Here is a 17,618-nt window from a genome sequence, read left to right on the forward strand (position 1 = left end):
CACGCAAAAATATATTACCTATGAAAAAATCAATAATTACCATCATAGCAGTTGTAGCTTTATTTGCCTGTAAAGACAACTCAAAGAAAACTTCTGGCACCACTGAAACATCCATTACCGATAGTGTAATGGCCACTACATACCCTAGCGATGTCATCCCTTTTATGGATGAATGGAAAATTCTCTTAGGTGATGGCACCTATGAAGATAATCTTAAGAATTACGCTAAAGATGATTTCTTTTATGTTGCCAACGACGGAAAAACGGATTGGGTAGTTTACAAAACACCTAACAGTGGTATTACCTCAAGAACGTCTAGTAACACCAGAACTGAGTTAGGTCAAAAAGCACATTGGATACCTGAAACAGGCGGAAAATTAACCGGGACTTTAAAAGTACAACACGTATCTACCTCCGGTGATGCCAGAGTTGCAGCCTCCTATGCTGTTGTTGTAGGACAAATACATAGTGATGAAGGTCACGAAAATGAACCTATAAAGATATTCTACAAGAAATTTCCAGGACATACAAAAGGTTCTGTTTTCTGGAATTATGAAATAAACACAGAAGGTGACAATTCAAAAAGATGGGATTACTCATCAGCTGTTTGGGGCAATGACATGTCCGTTGTGGGACCAGATGCAACGACCGCTCCAGAAGAACCTAAAAATGGTATTGAACTTGGCGAAGAGTTCAGCTATGAAATCAATGTTTATAAAGGCATCATGTACCTAACTTTTACAAGTGAAGGTCATGAAACCGTAAAATTCACCAAAAACCTATTGGCGTCTGAATTCACTAAAACCTTACCTGAGCAAATTAAAACACTATATGCCTCAATAGGTCGTGATGGTCTGGAACGCGAAAATGCATATGCTGGTGAGATTCAGTATTTTAAACAAGGGGCATACAACCAAACCAATGGTAAATCTCCTGAGGATAATATCGTATGGAGTACTGGTGCCGATACTTATGATGGTGATATCGCAAAGCAATATGCAAATGGCGATTATGCAGAAGTGTGGTTTAGAGAAGCTACGGTAGGCGCAGGAACTTTACCTGTTGAAGAGTAAATTAAAACTGAAGATTGATTTAAAATCTTTGCATCACTTTATTTTTTTAAATTAATTACAAATTGACACCCTAAGAGATATCCGCATGAAAATAACCGATATAAAAGTTTTTGTTTGTTGTCCTGCTCGCAATTTTGTTACTGTTAAAATCATAACGGAAGATGGTACTTATGGTCTTGGAGACGCTACCTTAAATGGTAGGGAAATGGCGGTAGTCACGTATTTAGAAGAACACATTACCCCATGTCTTTTAGAAAAAGATGCGCATCAAATTGAAGATATTTGGAACTACTTATACAAAGGTGCTTACTGGCAGAACGGTGCTGTAAGTATAGCCGCTATTGCTGCAATAGATATGGCTCTTTGGGATATTAAGGCAAAGCTTGCAAATATGCCTGTTTACCAACTATTGGGAGGTAAAAGCAGAAAAGGTGTTACTATTTATGGTCATGCAAATGGTGAAAGTATAGACGAGGTACTTCAAAACCTTGGCGCTATGATCAAAGAAGGTTATAAGGCGGTTAGACTACAGTGTACCATCCCCAAAACCAAAGGTACTTATGGTACCATGGAAGGCAAAAAAAACTATTACGAACTACAAGGCAATAGACCTTTGCCACCAGAGCAAGAATGGTCTACCAGTAAATACATGAATTTTATTCCCGAGCTTTTTAAACAGGCTAGAGAGAAATTTGGTTACGACATTGCCCTTTGTCATGATGTACATAGTAGATTAACACCTATTGAAGCTGCCCGACTTTGTAAACTTTTAGAACCTTACAAGCTTCTTTTTATAGAGGATGCGGTTACCACAGAAAACGCCGAAGGCTATAGAATAATTAGAGAACATACCGATACACCCTTGGCTACGGGTGAAAAATTCAATACCATTTGGGACGCGAAAGAAATGATACAGAACCAATGGATCGATTACGTGCGTACCGCAATTACTCATGGTGGCGGATTAACGCCTTTAAAAAAGTTAGCCGACTTTGCTTCGTTATACCATGTAAGAATGGCTCCGCATGGTGCGCCAGACCTGTCCCCTATTTGCTTAATGGCGCACATGCATTTTAATCTATGGGCTTCCAATTTTGGTGTGCAAGAATTTATTGGTTTTGGCACACCTGAACTCAATGAAGTTTTTAAATATGACATTGAGTTAAAAGATGGCTTGTTATATATGGAAGATAAGCCAGGTTGGGGAGTAGATTTTAACGAAGAAGCTGCTGCAAAATACCCTTACAAGCGCTCATACCTTCCCGTTAGCCGTTTAGAAGATGGCACGTTATGGAACTGGTAAATTATCCGATAAACAATAAATAGTTAATAAGGCTACAGATGGACAAAAAATTAAAAGTATTGATTTCAGGAACCGGTTTTGCCGGTCAAGGGCATACAGATGCCTTTAGAGCTGTTGGTACCGAGGTTGTTGGTATTGTTGGTAGAACACCAAATGTGGTAAGTGATGTAGCAAAAAAAATGAATATCCCGTATTCTGGAACAGATTGGCAACAAGCATTAAATGACTGTAAACCAGATATTGTTTCCATTGCAACACCAGGCGGGGCACATTACAAAACCATTAAACAAGCTATTGAATTTGGTTGTCATGTATTCAGTGATAAACCATTAACGGATACCGGTGAGTCAGCATTGGAACTATACGAACTGGCAAAAAAGAAAAATATAAAAACTGCATTTGCTTCTAGCTTTAGGTATATGTCATGTGTTATTTATGCAAAGCAATTAGTGGCAAACGGCAGTATTGGCGAACCGGTAGAAGCCGAATTTATATCGCATTTTAATCTTGAGCGAGACATACCCTTTGGTTGGTCTCACCGTAAAGAAGATGGTGGCGGAAGATTGAATAATAACTTTACCCACATGATGTCTATTGCAACTTCTGTAATTGGCGAAAACATACTGTCCATTTTTGGCGAAGTTCGCGATGATTTAGGAAAAGCACCCATTGTTGAAGGGGTACATAATTTTAAAACTAGACGCGATCATATCCCTAAAGATCTTAACGACCCATCGCTAAAATGGGGCGAAAGTAATGTAGAGTGGTCATACACCGTACTGGCTAAGCTAGAAAGCAATATAGCCGAAAAACCCGTTTCTGTTCTGTTTAAACATGGCGGACTAAACCCTAGGTTCAATGAAGACCATATTGTGTTCTACGGTACAAAAGGCGCCATTTACATTAAGGGTCACTACGGTATGGGTCCATTATATATTTGGGACGAAAATAAAACTTGGAAAGAACTCTCTTTACCGCAAGAAATTATTGACGATCAACCAAAAGCTGAAGGAGATACTGAACGTAATTGGCAGTATTTAGCAAGAGAGTTTGTTAAAGATATTAAAGGTGAATCTTTTACCTATTATCAATCTTTTAAAGAAGGTAGTCTTTACCAAAGACTTATTGATATTATTAGAACAAATGACAACTGGACAGATGTTCGTCATTTACAATAAATAAGAAAACCATGTTTTATGACTACCTAGTAATTGCCCTTTATTTTGTTTTAATACTTGTCATAGGTGTTGTCTTTTCACGAATGGCAAGCAAATCTACAAGTGATTATTTTCGTGGTGGTGGTAGAATGCTATGGTGGATGGTAGGTTCAACTGCATTTATGGCACAATTTTCAGCAGTTACTTTTACGGGTGCCGCTGGTAAGGCTTTTGCTGATGGCTTTGCAATTAGCGCGGTATATATTGGCAATACATTTGCATTCTTTTGTGGCTGGGCTTTCTTTGCCCACAGATTTAGGCAAATGAGGGTAGATACCCCTACAGAAGCAATAAAAAATCGTTTTGGACCTAAAAACGAAACTTTCTTTTCATGGACGTTAATTGTATTTTCTTTCTTGAATGCCGGCGTTTGGCTAAATGCACTGGGAGTCTTTACAAGTGCTGTTTTTGATGCGGATATTTCATTGACTATTGTAGCAATTGGGCTCACCGTACTTTTTGTATCCGTACTATCTGGAGCTTGGGGAGTTGTTGCTTCCGACTTTGTGCAAACCTTGGTGGTTGCCGTGGTGTCTATTGCATGTGCAGTTGTTGCATTAGTAAAAATAGGCGGTCCTACGGAATTGGTAAATAATTTTCCAGGCGGCTTCTTTATAGGTCCAAATATGAACTATCCGTTAATTTTAATCGGAACCTTTATCTTTTTTTTACCAAAACAAATTATAACGATGATGAATCTTCATGATTCATTTCGGTTTTTAAATGCAAAAGATTCTTTTAACGCACGTAAGGCTTCTTTGCTAGCAATGACGCTAATGGGAGTTGGAACTATCATTTGGTTTATTCCGCCTTGGGCTGCAGCTACACTTTATCCTGATGCAGCTACCAATTATTCCCAACTAGGGAACAAAGCAGCAGATGCCGTTTATTTGGTATTTGCTAGAAATGCAATGCCCATTGGTACGGTAGGCTTATTAATGGCCGCCCTATTTGCAGCTTCAATGTCTTCAATGGACTCTGCGTTGAACAAAAATGCGGGTATCTTTATTAGAAGTATCTACCAACCGTTTTTGGCGAAGAGAAACAAGCAGACCGAAGACAAAAAGCTGTTACGTATTAGCCAGGTTGTAAGTTTCATTAGTGGTATAGGTGTTATTTTAGCTGCACTTTATTTTGCCTCTCTAAAAGAACTTAGCTTATTTGAGCTTATGATGTCAGTATCAACAATGATACAGATGCCAATGATGATACCGTTACTTTTAGCAATCGTTATAAAGAGAACGCCACAATGGGCACCATGGGCCACAATCGTGGTAGGATTATTTGTGTCTTACTTCATTGCCAATATTTTTACTGCAGAAGATTTTGTATCCATATTCGGCATAGAATCCCTTACCAGGCGAGAAATTATTGATATGAACATAATTTTGACCATTGCCGGTCATGTTTTTATTACCGCAGGATTTTTCTGGGCAACCACCTTATTTTACAAAGAGGAAAATGACAAAAATAAAGTTGCCACAGACAGTTTTTTCAAAGATTTAGAAACTCCTGTAATTGCAGATGACCTACAAGATGAGGTAGACCGTCAACAAAGAATAAAACTAGGCAATATGGTTATGGTCATGAGTTTAGGTATTTTACTTATGTCTTTGATACCAAATCCATTTTGGGGGCGAATTATGTTTGCCACTTGCGCATTGATTATAGCTTTTCTAGGCTTTTTATTAAAACGCAGTGCAGTTTCAAAAAACATGTAAAACTTCATAAGAATCTTTATGACCATACAACGCAAACAATTATCGCTTCTATTTTTGCTCTTACTAGCATTAAACAGTTGTACGGAAAAAAAACTTCAACTATCTCATGGCATCGATGAATCTGCAGGTGGCGGTCCTTCTTATATTATTTCTACACCACTGGCAACATATTATCTAGAGAAGGAAGGCGGTGGTCTATCAAGCATGATCGACAACAACGGTGTTGACTGGATTGGTTTTCACAACAAAGAAGGCTCTCGCCATAAAGGGGAATACAGAGGCTTTCCTAATGCAATTCATAAGCAAGACGGAAGCTACTTTCATGCCATGAACGCAGGTACGGATAATTCTAATTCTGTTGTGAAGCTTCAAACAGATGATCACATTCGTATTACATTTACTTCAGATAATAAGCAATGGGAAGGGCAATGGGATTTTTATTTAGATAGGTGTGATTTCACCATGACCAAAATTAGTCCAGGCTACAACTATTGGATTCAATATGAAGGGGTACCTGGCGGACAAATGAATGATTCGGATTTTTGGTATGCCTCCATAGACAATAAAAAACACGCTATTACAGAATCATTTAACGGTGATTTACCTTCACCTGAATGGATGGCATTTGGTGATAAAAATTCACCGCTCATGCTCTATATGCTGCATCATGAAGATGACGAACATCCAGATAATTATGTACAAAGACCAGATATGACCGTACTAGGCTTTGGCAGGCAAAATGGAAAATCCACAACTAAACACCTAAACAGCCCGCAAACTTTTTCTATTGGCTTTCTTCCTTCTAAAAAGTATACGTCCGTTGAGAGTTCCATACTGAAAATACTAGATTAATAGATGAATTTATATCATACGCCTCATTACTAAACACCTAAAAATGAAGGGGTATGTATTTCATAATGGTTATATAAATTGACCCTGTATATCAATATTTAGCCGTTCAACACTTTTTATGGAATCACTAATTATGTACTTATATAATTAATGATTACCGAAAAAAAGCCGCCTTATTATGTTAAATATTTGCCAGTCTTACAAATATCCTTATTTTTGGTCAACCAATTTGGTTAACCAATTTTGACTTATGAGACGATACCACCTTCTATTCTTATCTGTTTTTATATGCCTAGCATATTCATTCACCAAACCGCAGCAAACCCATATTGTAAAAAATGTAGCAGAGTTTACAGAAGTGCTTCAGAAAGTGCAGCCTGGTGACAGCATCGTTCTTGCCAATGGTGTTTGGATGGATTCTGAACTTCTGTTTGAAGCGAATGGTACGGCAGAAAAACCTATCACACTAATAGCAGAAGAAAAGGGAAAAGTGATTTTATCCGGAGCTTCTAATCTTAGAATTGCAGGTGATCACTTAATTGTCAAAGGTCTTGTTTTTAAAAATGGGTACACTCCTACCAACGCTGTTATTTCTTTTAGAAAAAGCAGGGAACAAATGGCTAATAATTCTCGCCTTACCGAATGTGTAATCGATGACTTCAATAATCCTGAACGCCAAGTACAAGATTATTGGATAACCATTTACGGAAAAAACAACCGAATTGATCATAACCATATTGCAGGTAAAAAGAATTTAGGAGTTACCATGATCGTTGGTTTGGATACCGAAGATAGTAGAGCCAACAACCACCAAATAGACCATAACTATTTTGGACCAAGACCTACATACGGAAACAATGGTGGAGAAACTTTAAGAATTGGCACTAGTCATCACGCATTAGAAAAATCTAACACCTTAGTGGAATCTAACTACTTTGACAGAACCAATGGTGAACACGAAATCATCTCAAACAAGTCTTGTAACAACACTTTTAAATACAATACATTTTTTGAATGTACAGGTACATTGACCATGCGCCATGGTAACGAAACATTGGTTGACGGCAATGTATTCATTGGTAATAACAAACCAAGTACTGGCGGTATTCGTGTCATAAATGAAACACAAACGGTAATTAACAACTACCATGTTGGCTTAACGGGATATCGTTTTAGAGGTGCCTTTGTAATGATGAACGGTGTACCTAATTCACCACCAAATAGATATGTACCGGTTATAGATTCTAAAGTAAATAGCAACACTTTTGTAAACTGCGATAATATTCTTTTTGGTGCAGGTAGTGATGCAGAAAGAAGTCAGGCACCAAGAACTTCAGAATTTTCAGATAATATCATTTACAACGATACCAAAAAAGATGTTTTTACTATTGATGATGATATTAGCGGTATCACTTTCAAGAACAATATTCTTGGCGAAAATTCAGAAACTACTATTAAGGAGGGTTTTAAGAATGCCAAGATTAAATTGGTAAAAGACAAAAACGGATTCCCAATTCCTACTTCTAATAAGATTAAAACCAAAGTTGTTATTAGCCCTAAAATCGCAACTAAAGAGAATACTGGTACATCATGGTATTCTAAAGCAGATAATACGGTTGCGTTAAATTCTGGTAATACTATTAACGTAGCTGCTGGTATCAATACCTTATACGATAAAGTAAAAGAAACAAAACCTGGTGATATCATCATTCTTGAAGATGGTGGAACTTATTTACTGACCAAAGCGGTAAAAATTAACCATCCGCTAACCTTTAAAACTCTTGGCAAAGAAAAAGCGACCATCTTATTTGAAAGAATGATGGCTTTTGAAATTGAAAACGGAGGTGGTCTTTCTTTAGAAAATATCACTTTTGATGGCACCAAATCGCCAGATTATGCTGGTAACTCTGTAATCAGTACTAGCAAAAAATCTATGATCGATAATTATAAATTGTTCATTGACAGATGTGAATTTAAAGATATGGTCGTTAATCATTCTTTTGATGTGCTGCGCGTTTCTAAAGGTACTTTTGCTGACACCATAAGCATACAAAACTCAAACTTCAAAAATATTTCTGGCAGTATTGCGGCCTTAGACAAAGAAACAGATGATATAGGTGCCTACAATGTAGAGTACTTTATAATGAAGAATAATGCCATAAACGATTTACAAGGTGCGGCCTTAAGATTGTATAGAGGTGGCAAGGATGAAAGTACTTTTGGTCCGTTTTTAGAAATGGAGCATAATGTATTTGACCATGTTGGTTACGGTTCTAAAAATAAATATGATGCTAGCGTGTCATTATATGGAGTTCAAGAAACAGCTATTAAAAACAATATTTTTAAAGATAGTAAAGCCATTAACATGCATCTGGTAGTGGGTGAGCCAATTGTAAAAGTTCTTAATAATGCTTTGAGCAATTCAGAAAAACTTATGGTCACTGGCGATCAGAAATACCAAGTAGAAAATCAATGGCAACTTGTTCCTAAATTTACAAAGGACACCAACTACGCATTACCTTCAGATTCTCCATTAAAGGGAAAAGGTACTGACGGTAAAGACTTAGGGCTATTAAAAAACGAATAACAAGCATGACCAAATACTTAACAACATTGCAAATTTTTATTTGCGCTATTTTAATAACGTTCAGCGCAGCTGCACAAGAACACCCTAGCCTTATTCTAACCAAAAAAGGAGTTGAAAAAATAAGGGCAGAATTAGGTTCTGTTCCTTTATTTGATGCCTCTTTACAAAAGTTAAAAGCAGAGATTGATGCGGAAATTGCTCTAGGCATAGACACACCTATACCAAAAGATTATTCTGGCGGCTATACTCATGTTCGTCACAAACGGAACATGATCGTAATGCAACAAGCAGGCGTGCTATATCAAATTTTAGAGGATGAGAAATATGCGAAGTATGTAAAAGACATGCTTTTGCAATATGAAGGAATGTATAAAACATTACCCTTGCACCCTAAAACTAGATCTTATGCTAGAGGTAAATTATTTTGGCAATGTTTAAACGACTCTAACTGGTTGGTTTACGTTAGCCAAGCTTATGATTGCATTTATAATTACCTAAGTGCAGCCGAAAGAAAGAAGTTAGAGAAAAATCTTTTTAAACCATTCGCAGATCACATTTCAGTTGATAGTCCGCAATTCTACCAAAGAGTACACAACCATAGTACATGGGGTAATGCCGCTGTAGGTATGATTGGTTTAGTAATGAACGATAAAGAATTAATCGATCGTGCATTATATGGCATTCCAAATTTAGAAATGGATAAAACTGCAAAAGACGATGATGGCGGCTTTATAAATAAAGAAGGTAAAGCCGGATTCTTAGCAAATATTGAAGAACCTTTTTCTCCTGATGGGTATTATAATGAGGGTCCATACTACCAGCGTTATGCGATGTATCCATTTTTGATTTTTGCAGAAGGATTACACAATGTAAAACCAGAATTGAAAATCTTTGAATACAAAGATGGAGTACTTTTAAAATCAATCAATGCTCTTTTAAATTTATCTGATGCCGATGGTGATTTCTTTCCGCTTAACGACGGGCAAAAAGGAATGTCTTATTATACTGATGCTTTAGTAACAGCGGTAGACATCTCTTATTATTACGGAAATCAAGACCCAGGATTATTAAGTATTGCAGAAAAACAAAACAAAGTCTTATTAGATGATTCAGGCTTAGCTGTTGCGCTAGGAGTTAAAAATGGCAAAGCAGAACCATTCGCAAAAAAATCAATTAATTTATCTGATGGACCTAACGGTAAACAAGGCGGCGTGGGTATTTTACGAAGTGATGACTTAGAACTGGTTTTTAAATATGCGGCGCAAGGATCAAGCCATGGGCACTATGATAAGCTATCCTACTCTTACTACGAAAATGGTGATGAAGTATTGCAAGATTACGGTCTTGCACGTTATGTAAATATTGAACAAAAAGGTGGCGGCAATTATTTGAAAGAAAATAAAACCTGGGCCAAGCAAACCATTGCCCATAATACTCTTGTGCAAAATGAGAAATCTCACTACCAAGGCAAATATGATATTGGCAGCAAGCACAACCCTACTTTATATATTTTTGATGATTCTAATGCCAATATACAATTAGTAAGTGCCAAAGAATCTAACGCATATCCTGGGACTGAAATGCACAGAACTATGGCTATCATTAAAGATGGAGAATTTGAAAAGCCTTTTATGCTTGATATTCTAAAAGTTAAATCTGATAGTACAAACCAATATGATCTACCCTTTTATTTTATGGGTCAAGTATTGAAAACAAATTTTGAATATGAAGTCCCTAAAACACTGGAGCCATTAGGTAGCAACAACGGTTATCAACATTTATGGTCAGAAGGTTGCGGAAGCACAACAGAAGAAAACACAAAATTAAGTTGGCTAGAAAAAGGGAAGTTCTATACCTTAACATCGGCAACCTCAAAAGATGACGAGTTAAGATTTGTAAGAATTGGTGCCAATGACCCTGAGTTTAATTTAAGAAGAGAAGCTGGTTTTATTATCCGTAGAAAAGATACTGATAACACACTATTTGTCTCAACTATAGAAGCGCATGGAAGCTATAGCCCGGTTTCAGAATCAGCTGTTAATTCCAATAGTTCAATCTCAGCATTAAAAATAGTTTTAGACATTGTAGACTACACTGCTATTTCAATTTCAACTGTTAAAGGAACTACTAAACTGTTTATAATAGCAAATACCAATGCTTCAAAGGAGGCAAAACATACGTTAAAAATCAACAATGAGAATTATGAGTGGTCTGGTTCTTATTATTTTAAATAAATATTAAAGAATAAAAATTATGAAAAGATTTAGTGAAAAATACGTCATTACAAAAGACATGGAATGGGAAGTGCTTGGAGGAGGAGTTTCAAGAAAGTTTTTAGGTTATGACAACCAAATTATGATGGTTAGAGTAAAATTTGACAAAGGAGCATTAGGTGCCCCTCATCAACATTTTCACACACAAGCTACTTATTGCGTTTCAGGAAAATTCGAATTTGTAATTGACGGTGAGAAGCAAATAGTAGAAGCAGGTGACGGAGTTTATATTGAACCAAATTTATTACATAGTGCTGTTTGCCTAGAAGAAGGGGAACTTATTGATACTTTTAGCCCTGTCAGAGAAGATTTCTTAAGTGGTGTGGGCCCATCTTATTTTGGAGATAAAGAATAAGACCTAATCTGTTTAAAGCCACTAAAAGTAACTTTAAATAGATTTTTTGAAGTACTATTTTATAACATATTAAATGCTGAACCAATACTTATGACAACAGAAAATATGTCCTTTTCAGGAAAATTTAAAAAACGTCTCAAGGATTTTGGTCCAGCATTTTTTATTATTGGTTACGTTGTAGGTACCGGTAGTGTCACCTCAATGGTAGTTTCTGGTGCTAAATATGGTCTTAGCCTTTCATGGGCGCTACTGCTTTCTTGTTTTTTCACCTACTTCTTATTGGTATCTATTAGTAAATTGACCATCGTTTCCGGAAATACCCTGATGTTCAATTTCAAAAAAACATTCGGTAAACCGCTCACTATTTTTATTATTACTGCATTACTCGTCTCCATAGTTTCTTCTTGTATTGGCGTTATGGGCGTAGTTGCAGAAGTAACAATGGAATGGATTTCGGTAAAAACCTCCATTTCATTTCTTAACAAACCTGTAGTTTCCATTTTTTTCATAGCCTTACTTATTGGACTTTTTTGGACCGGTAAACACGAAAATTTCATAAAAGCCATGAGTATCATGGTTGGCTTTATGGCATTAGCTTTTATTATAACAAGCTTTATGGTGGTTAAAGAAGCAGGCACTTCCATTACCGAATTTTTTCCTAAATTACCTAAAGGCGATAACAACGGCTTGGTAATTGCCGGTATAGTAGGTACTACTATGGCAGGTGTTTGTTTAGCATCTCGAAGCATTCTTGTTCAAGAGCAAAACTGGGGACTAAAAGATTTAAAAACTGAAAACAAAGATGCGATGTCTTCTATGGTAATGACTTTTTTTATAAGTCTTGCCATAATGATCAGTGCAACAGGTACGCTATACTTTAAAGGAGCACCTGTTGAAGACGCTACTGATATGATGCACGCATTGGGACCATGGGCAGGCGATTTTGCTCTAACCCTTTTTACATTAGGAATTATTGGCGCAGGTTTATCTTCAATTTTTCCAAACCTATTGTTATTTCCTTGGCTGGTGGCCGATTACACAGGTACGGAGCGCGACATGAAAAAACCGCTGTATAAACTAATTGTAGTTTTGGTAGCACTATCTGGTTTGATTGTTCCAATACTAGGAGGAAAACCAGTTTGGATATTAATTGCGTCACAAGCATTAAGCCCGTTTGTAATGCCATTGATTACACTGTTCCTACTTATTCTTTTAAATAAGGAGCGTATAATGAAAGAACATAAAATTGGCATTGGTATGAATTTAGCATTGGGAGCCACTTTTATTTTTAACTGTTACATGCTGTATGTTGCGTTAAACGGATTTATTGATTTCCTTTAGGATCACATCTAAAGAAATAAATTAGATTGCAATAAAAAAGGGCAAACAAATAACTTAATATTTGTTTGCCCTTTTTTATCATGTTTGGATTGAAAATTAATCTCTTAACTTGGAGGATAACATAACAAAATCTTGGATGCTACGGTAGAAGTAAATTTCACTTCGTTTATTGCTGCAGAAAAGAATATTTCATCACCTTGTGCAAAACTATACTCTTTACCACCACATACGATAGTACCTTCGCCAAAGTAAATAACCGCAACGAAAAAACTTCCATTTGCCTTAATCGTATATGAACCATTTAAATCTAGTTCATTTAGACCAAAACAATCCGTATGGGTTTCGTTAAATATGGTATTCAATGTATGGGTATCAGATGAATCTATAGTTTTAGGAGAAACCTTCCATCTTTTTATTGCTTCTTCATGCGAACAGCCATCATAATGAAAACAATCTAGCATATTTTGCTCCCCTACCCCTTGGTGTATTAATTCATCGGAAATTGTTAATCCTGCAGGAGTAACTTTCTCTACACGCATAGTATAATCCGTAGGTTCTTGAACTTCCATTAAAAAGCACCCACTACCAATTGCATGTGGTACACCGCCATATATCATATATGCATCACCAGGGTGTACTTCTATCTTGTGAAGACTATTAAGCATACCCTCAATATCCTGATTTACAAAGAGAGTTTCCCATTGTGCTCTTGTAACCCCTTCTTTGAAGCCCATATAAATGACACTTTTCTCTCCATTTATTTCACGCTTATTTAAAACATACCATGATTCAGTTTTTCCAAAAGCCGAATTCAACATGGTCTTTGCGTAATCTTTATCTGGATGTACCTGTATTGTAAGTCGTTCTTTAGAGTCAAGCATTTTAATCAACACCCCAGTGGCGCCGAATTTATCTGCCAATGACTTACCTAGATATAATTCTTTGTTAGAATCCACTAATTCTTTTAGAGAATGAGTGCCGGAAGGAGTCTCTACAAGAGAAAGTCCTTCATTTTCCGGTCTTCCGTTTCCTCTAGCTGTTACAGTAGACATTATCCACTCTTCTGGCATACTACCATCAACTTCTGGACTATCTTTTTTCCATCTATCTATTAGTGCGCCTCCTTCATAAGTACGCCAAACTCGGTTAGAAAATTGCTTTAAAGGAATATATGCGTATTGTTCAAAACTGTTATTCATAATACTGTGTTTACAATCAATTAAAATCATCAGAAGTTATTGAATATCAAAAAATTGAATTCACACTTACTTCTACAAATCCAAAAATAATTGAAAATTTAGAGAGGAAAACCGCTCAAATTTAGGAATTTAAATACAGTTTTTTGACGATAAGAAAGCATAATTAGCTATAAAAAGTATTGATTCAAAAAAGACTCCATTTGTTAATTAAATACCATATCCTCAATATTACACAGGGTTAAAAGCAGATTTGAAAAATTTCAGCACAGCAAAAGTTGTTAAAATGTAAATTTCTCTTTTTTTAACGATTAAATAACATATATTTGGTAAACCAAATTGGATAACCAGTTTGGAAAACCAAAATATTTAAACTCAAATTAACATCGAACTTAATTTTAATTCAATTCAATGACTGAAAATTTAGATTAACACATTTACATTATCATTTCTTATTTGAAATAAGGATGCGATTAAAAAAAATGAACTATTTACTGTTAGTGTTTTCTTCAAAAGCAAGTAGTAGAAATTAAAGAAGCCCTAGCAGATGTAAAATGAAACTCAATTCAATTTTCATTTTAAAATGCTTTAATCAGACTTTAACAAGTCGAACTTAAATTAACATAACAAGACTACAAATGAATTTAAAAACAAAATTAGTATTAATAATGGTATTGTTACTCAACATATCATTATTCGCACAAGACGGGTATAACCTGACCGGTACAGTTACCGATGAGACGAGTATGCCTGTACCCGGTGCAAATGTTGTTATCCAAAATACAACGACAGGTACATCAACAGATTTTGATGGTAATTATTCTATTACCGTTAAAAATGGAGATGTATTAGAATTCTCTTACATTGGTTACGCTAAGAAATCTGTAACTATTAATGGACAACAAACTTTAGACATTGTTCTTGCTGAAGATGCAAGCCAACTGGAAGAGGTTGTTGTTGTTGGTTACGGTTCTCAGAAAAAAAGTGACATTACCGGGTCTGTTTCTTCTGTAAAATCTGAGGAATTAAACGCATATCCTGTTTTAAATGCAGAACAAGCATTACAAGGACGTGCAGCCGGTGTTGTTGTGCAGTCTAACAACGGTGGCGAGCCAGGTGCTCCCATCAGTATAACCATTAGAGGTAACACTTCAATTAACGCAAGTAGTTCTCCACTTGTAGTTGTAGATGGTTTTGTTGGAGCATCTATGCCACAAGCCAATGATATTGAGTCTATGGAAGTTTTGAAAGATGCATCAGCTACTGCTATTTATGGATCAAGAGGATCAAATGGTGTTATACTTGTAACTACTAAAAAAGGTAGAAGTGGGAAAATATCTATAGAAGCTAATACTACATACGCCATTCAAAATATATCTAACAGATTAGATTTATTGAATGCTAATGAATTTGCCGATTATCAAAATCAAATTAGAGCTAATAATGGTGTTACTACTCCTTATTCTCAAGGACCGGCAAATACAGATTGGCAAGACTTGATCTATAGATCTGGAAGTACATCCAATAACCAAGTTTCGGTTTCTGGTGGTAGCGATAAAATTAATTTTTATGCTTCTACCAACTACTTTAAACAAGAGGGTATAATTACAGGTTCTGATTTTGAAAGATTAACGTTCTTATCTAACATTGACGCACAAGTAACAGATAAATTAAAGTTAGGAATGAACCTTTTTGGGAGTAGAGGTGTTAAAAATGGTTCTGCAACTCAATCAAACGGTTCTGTTTCTGCAGGTGGTGATGATGTAATTACATTAGCATTAAGATACGCTCCAGATCAAGCTGTTTTTAACGAAGATGGTTCTTATACATTCGGTAACACTGTGGGTGACCCTGTAGACAACCCATTTGCTGTTGCAACTGAAAGAATTGACGAAACAACAACTGATAACTTTAGAGCAAACTTTTATGCTAACTACGAAATTTTAAAAGGTCTTACTTTTAAAAGTACTTTTGGTTTAAGTACAGAAAACCAAACTAGAGGTATTTACTTACCATCTCTTTTAACACAAACAGCAGGTGGAGAAAGCGGTAGAGCTATCGTTGATATTGATAAAGAAACTAGTGTATTAAGTGAAAACTACTTAACATACACTACAGAATTAGGAAAAGGTAACTTAACTTTATTAGGTGGTTACTCTTACCAAAAGACAGTTGCAGAAAATTTCTTCTCTGAAGCTACAGGTTTTATTTCTGATGGATTTTCTTTTTATGGTTTAGGATCGGCAACAAATATTTTGCAACCAGATTCTTCTAGATCTGAAATTGAAATACAATCTCAATTTGGTAGACTTAACTATGACTGGGATGATAAATACTTACTTACAGCTACATTAAGAAGAGATGGTGCTTCTAACTTCGCAGCTAATGAAAAGTACGCTCTATTCCCTTCTGCAGCATTAGGATGGAAAGTATCTAACGAAAAATTCTTACAGGACAGCAAAGCTATTTCTAACTTAAAGCTGAGAGCAAGTTACGGTGTAACTGGTAACCCATCTATTAGCGCATACCAATCTTTATCAAGACTAGAAACCATTTATGCTTCTAGCAATGGACAAACTGTTAGTGCTGTTACTCCAGAACAATCAGAAAATCCAAATTTGAAATGGGAATCATCTTACCAATCTAACTTTGGTATCGATTTAGGGTTTGTAAATAATAGAATTACACTTTCTCTAGATTACTACAACATTGATACTAAAGATTTGATTTTAACGAACAACAGTATCCCTGAATATGCAGGTTTCTCAGGTGACAATATTCTATCAAACGTTGGTGAAATTAACAACAGAGGTTTTGAAGTTGCTTTGAGCACTAAAAACATTGTTAAAGAAAATTTCAGATGGACAACAGATTTTAACATGGCTTTCAACAAAAACGAAGTTGTAAGTTTAGTTAACGATGCTGATTTATTTTTCGATGCTACACCAAGTTACTTTAGCCATGACAGAAGTTATGTATTAAGAGTAGGTGAAGAAGTTGGATTATTCTGGGGGTATGACTACGCTGGTGTTTACCAAGGCGGAGCTTTACCAGCAGGGACGGCTACTTTATCCGGCGGCGTTGCAGGTGACCCATTATTTGCAGATATAGATGGTAGTGGTGATATTACAGAAGGTGATAGAACAACTATTGGTAACCCAAATCCAGATTTCACTTGGGGTTTTACAAATAACTTTTCATATAAGAACTTAGACTTAAGTATTTTCTTCCAAGGTTCTCAAGGCGGTGACATTTTTAACTTAACAAACGTTCAGTTAACAAACGGAGACGCTAATACGACTACAGACTATTATAACAATGCATGGACGCCAACTAATACAGATACTGATGCTCCACGTGTAGGTAATAACAGTAACAGAGAAATTTCTTCTCGTTTTGTTGAAGATGGTAGCTACATTAGATTAAAGAACATTGCAATTGGCTATAACGTTCCTTCAGATATTACTGAGAAATTAGGTTTAGATAACCTTAGAATTGGATTAAGTGCACAAAACTTAATTACCATTACAGACTACTCTGGCTTAGACCCAGAAGTAAACTACTTTGGTTCTGGTGGAGACAACAATACTTCTGCCAATACAGCACAAGGTTTTGATTTTGGTAACTACCCAACGGTAAGAACTGTAAACATGAGCCTTAACTTAAAGTTTTAAGAAAAAATTTAATTTAAAAGAAAACA

At 36.0% G+C, this 17,618-nt stretch carries 11 protein-coding genes; 10 read left to right on the forward strand and 1 reads right to left on the reverse strand.

Annotated features, from left to right (window positions below):
• The first annotated feature begins 20 nt into the window (after nt 1–20).
• From UH1x_RS05475 to UH1x_RS05515, 9 genes are all read left to right on the forward strand, one after another.
• Nucleotides 21–1,073, forward strand: coding sequence for a polysaccharide lyase family 7 protein (locus UH1x_RS05475; RefSeq protein ID WP_482625669.1), 1,053 nt, complete (start codon nt 21–23; stop codon nt 1,071–1,073).
• A gap of 85 nt (nt 1,074–1,158) precedes the next feature.
• Nucleotides 1,159–2,376: a D-mannonate dehydratase ManD gene (gene manD, locus UH1x_RS05480; protein WP_482625670.1), complete on the forward strand. Its 1,218-nt coding sequence runs from the start codon at nt 1,159–1,161 to the stop codon at nt 2,374–2,376.
• A 38-nt stretch (nt 2,377–2,414) separates the two neighbouring features.
• Nucleotides 2,415–3,554 carry a Gfo/Idh/MocA family protein gene (locus UH1x_RS05485; protein WP_482625671.1) on the forward strand — a complete coding sequence of 380 codons (1,140 nt, stop codon included), beginning with the start codon at nt 2,415–2,417 and terminating at the stop codon, nt 3,552–3,554.
• A gap of 83 nt (nt 3,555–3,637) precedes the next feature.
• Complete coding sequence (locus tag UH1x_RS05490; RefSeq protein ID WP_482625672.1) at nt 3,638–5,314, forward strand: sodium:solute symporter family transporter; 1,677 nt, start codon at nt 3,638–3,640, stop codon at nt 5,312–5,314.
• A gap of 18 nt (nt 5,315–5,332) precedes the next feature.
• Nucleotides 5,333–6,166, forward strand: coding sequence for a hypothetical protein (locus UH1x_RS05495; protein WP_482625673.1), 834 nt, complete (start codon nt 5,333–5,335; stop codon nt 6,164–6,166).
• A gap of 250 nt (nt 6,167–6,416) precedes the next feature.
• On the forward strand, nt 6,417–8,753 hold the full coding sequence (locus tag UH1x_RS05500) for a chondroitinase-B domain-containing protein (RefSeq protein ID WP_482625674.1): 2,337 nt from the start codon (nt 6,417–6,419) through the stop codon (nt 8,751–8,753).
• Between the two features lie 5 nt (nt 8,754–8,758).
• Nucleotides 8,759–10,987 (forward strand): alginate lyase family protein, encoded by a 2,229-nt coding sequence (locus tag UH1x_RS05505; RefSeq protein WP_482625675.1) that lies wholly within the window; start codon nt 8,759–8,761, stop codon nt 10,985–10,987.
• Nucleotides 10,988–11,006: 19 nt separating this feature from the next.
• Nucleotides 11,007–11,381 carry a cupin domain-containing protein gene (locus UH1x_RS05510; protein ID WP_036156630.1) on the forward strand — a complete coding sequence of 125 codons (375 nt, stop codon included), beginning with the start codon at nt 11,007–11,009 and terminating at the stop codon, nt 11,379–11,381.
• Between the two features lie 90 nt (nt 11,382–11,471).
• Entirely contained in the window at nt 11,472–12,722 is a 1,251-nt protein-coding gene (locus tag UH1x_RS05515; protein WP_482625676.1) for an Nramp family divalent metal transporter, read from the forward strand.
• A gap of 104 nt (nt 12,723–12,826) precedes the next feature.
• On the opposite strand, the gene UH1x_RS05520 is transcribed toward UH1x_RS05515, so the two are convergent.
• A complete protein-coding gene (locus UH1x_RS05520) occupies nt 12,827–13,921 on the reverse strand; it encodes a type I phosphomannose isomerase catalytic subunit (RefSeq protein ID WP_482625677.1) in 1,095 nt (364 codons plus the stop codon).
• 635 nt (nt 13,922–14,556) lie between these two features.
• On the opposite strand from UH1x_RS05520, the gene UH1x_RS05525 reads away from it, so the two are divergent.
• Nucleotides 14,557–17,592 carry a SusC/RagA family TonB-linked outer membrane protein gene (locus UH1x_RS05525; protein WP_036156632.1) on the forward strand — a complete coding sequence of 1,012 codons (3,036 nt, stop codon included), beginning with the start codon at nt 14,557–14,559 and terminating at the stop codon, nt 17,590–17,592.
• Nucleotides 17,593–17,618 lie beyond the last annotated feature (26 nt).

The sequence above is a fragment of the Maribacter sp. UH1 genome (assembly GCF_056839145.1).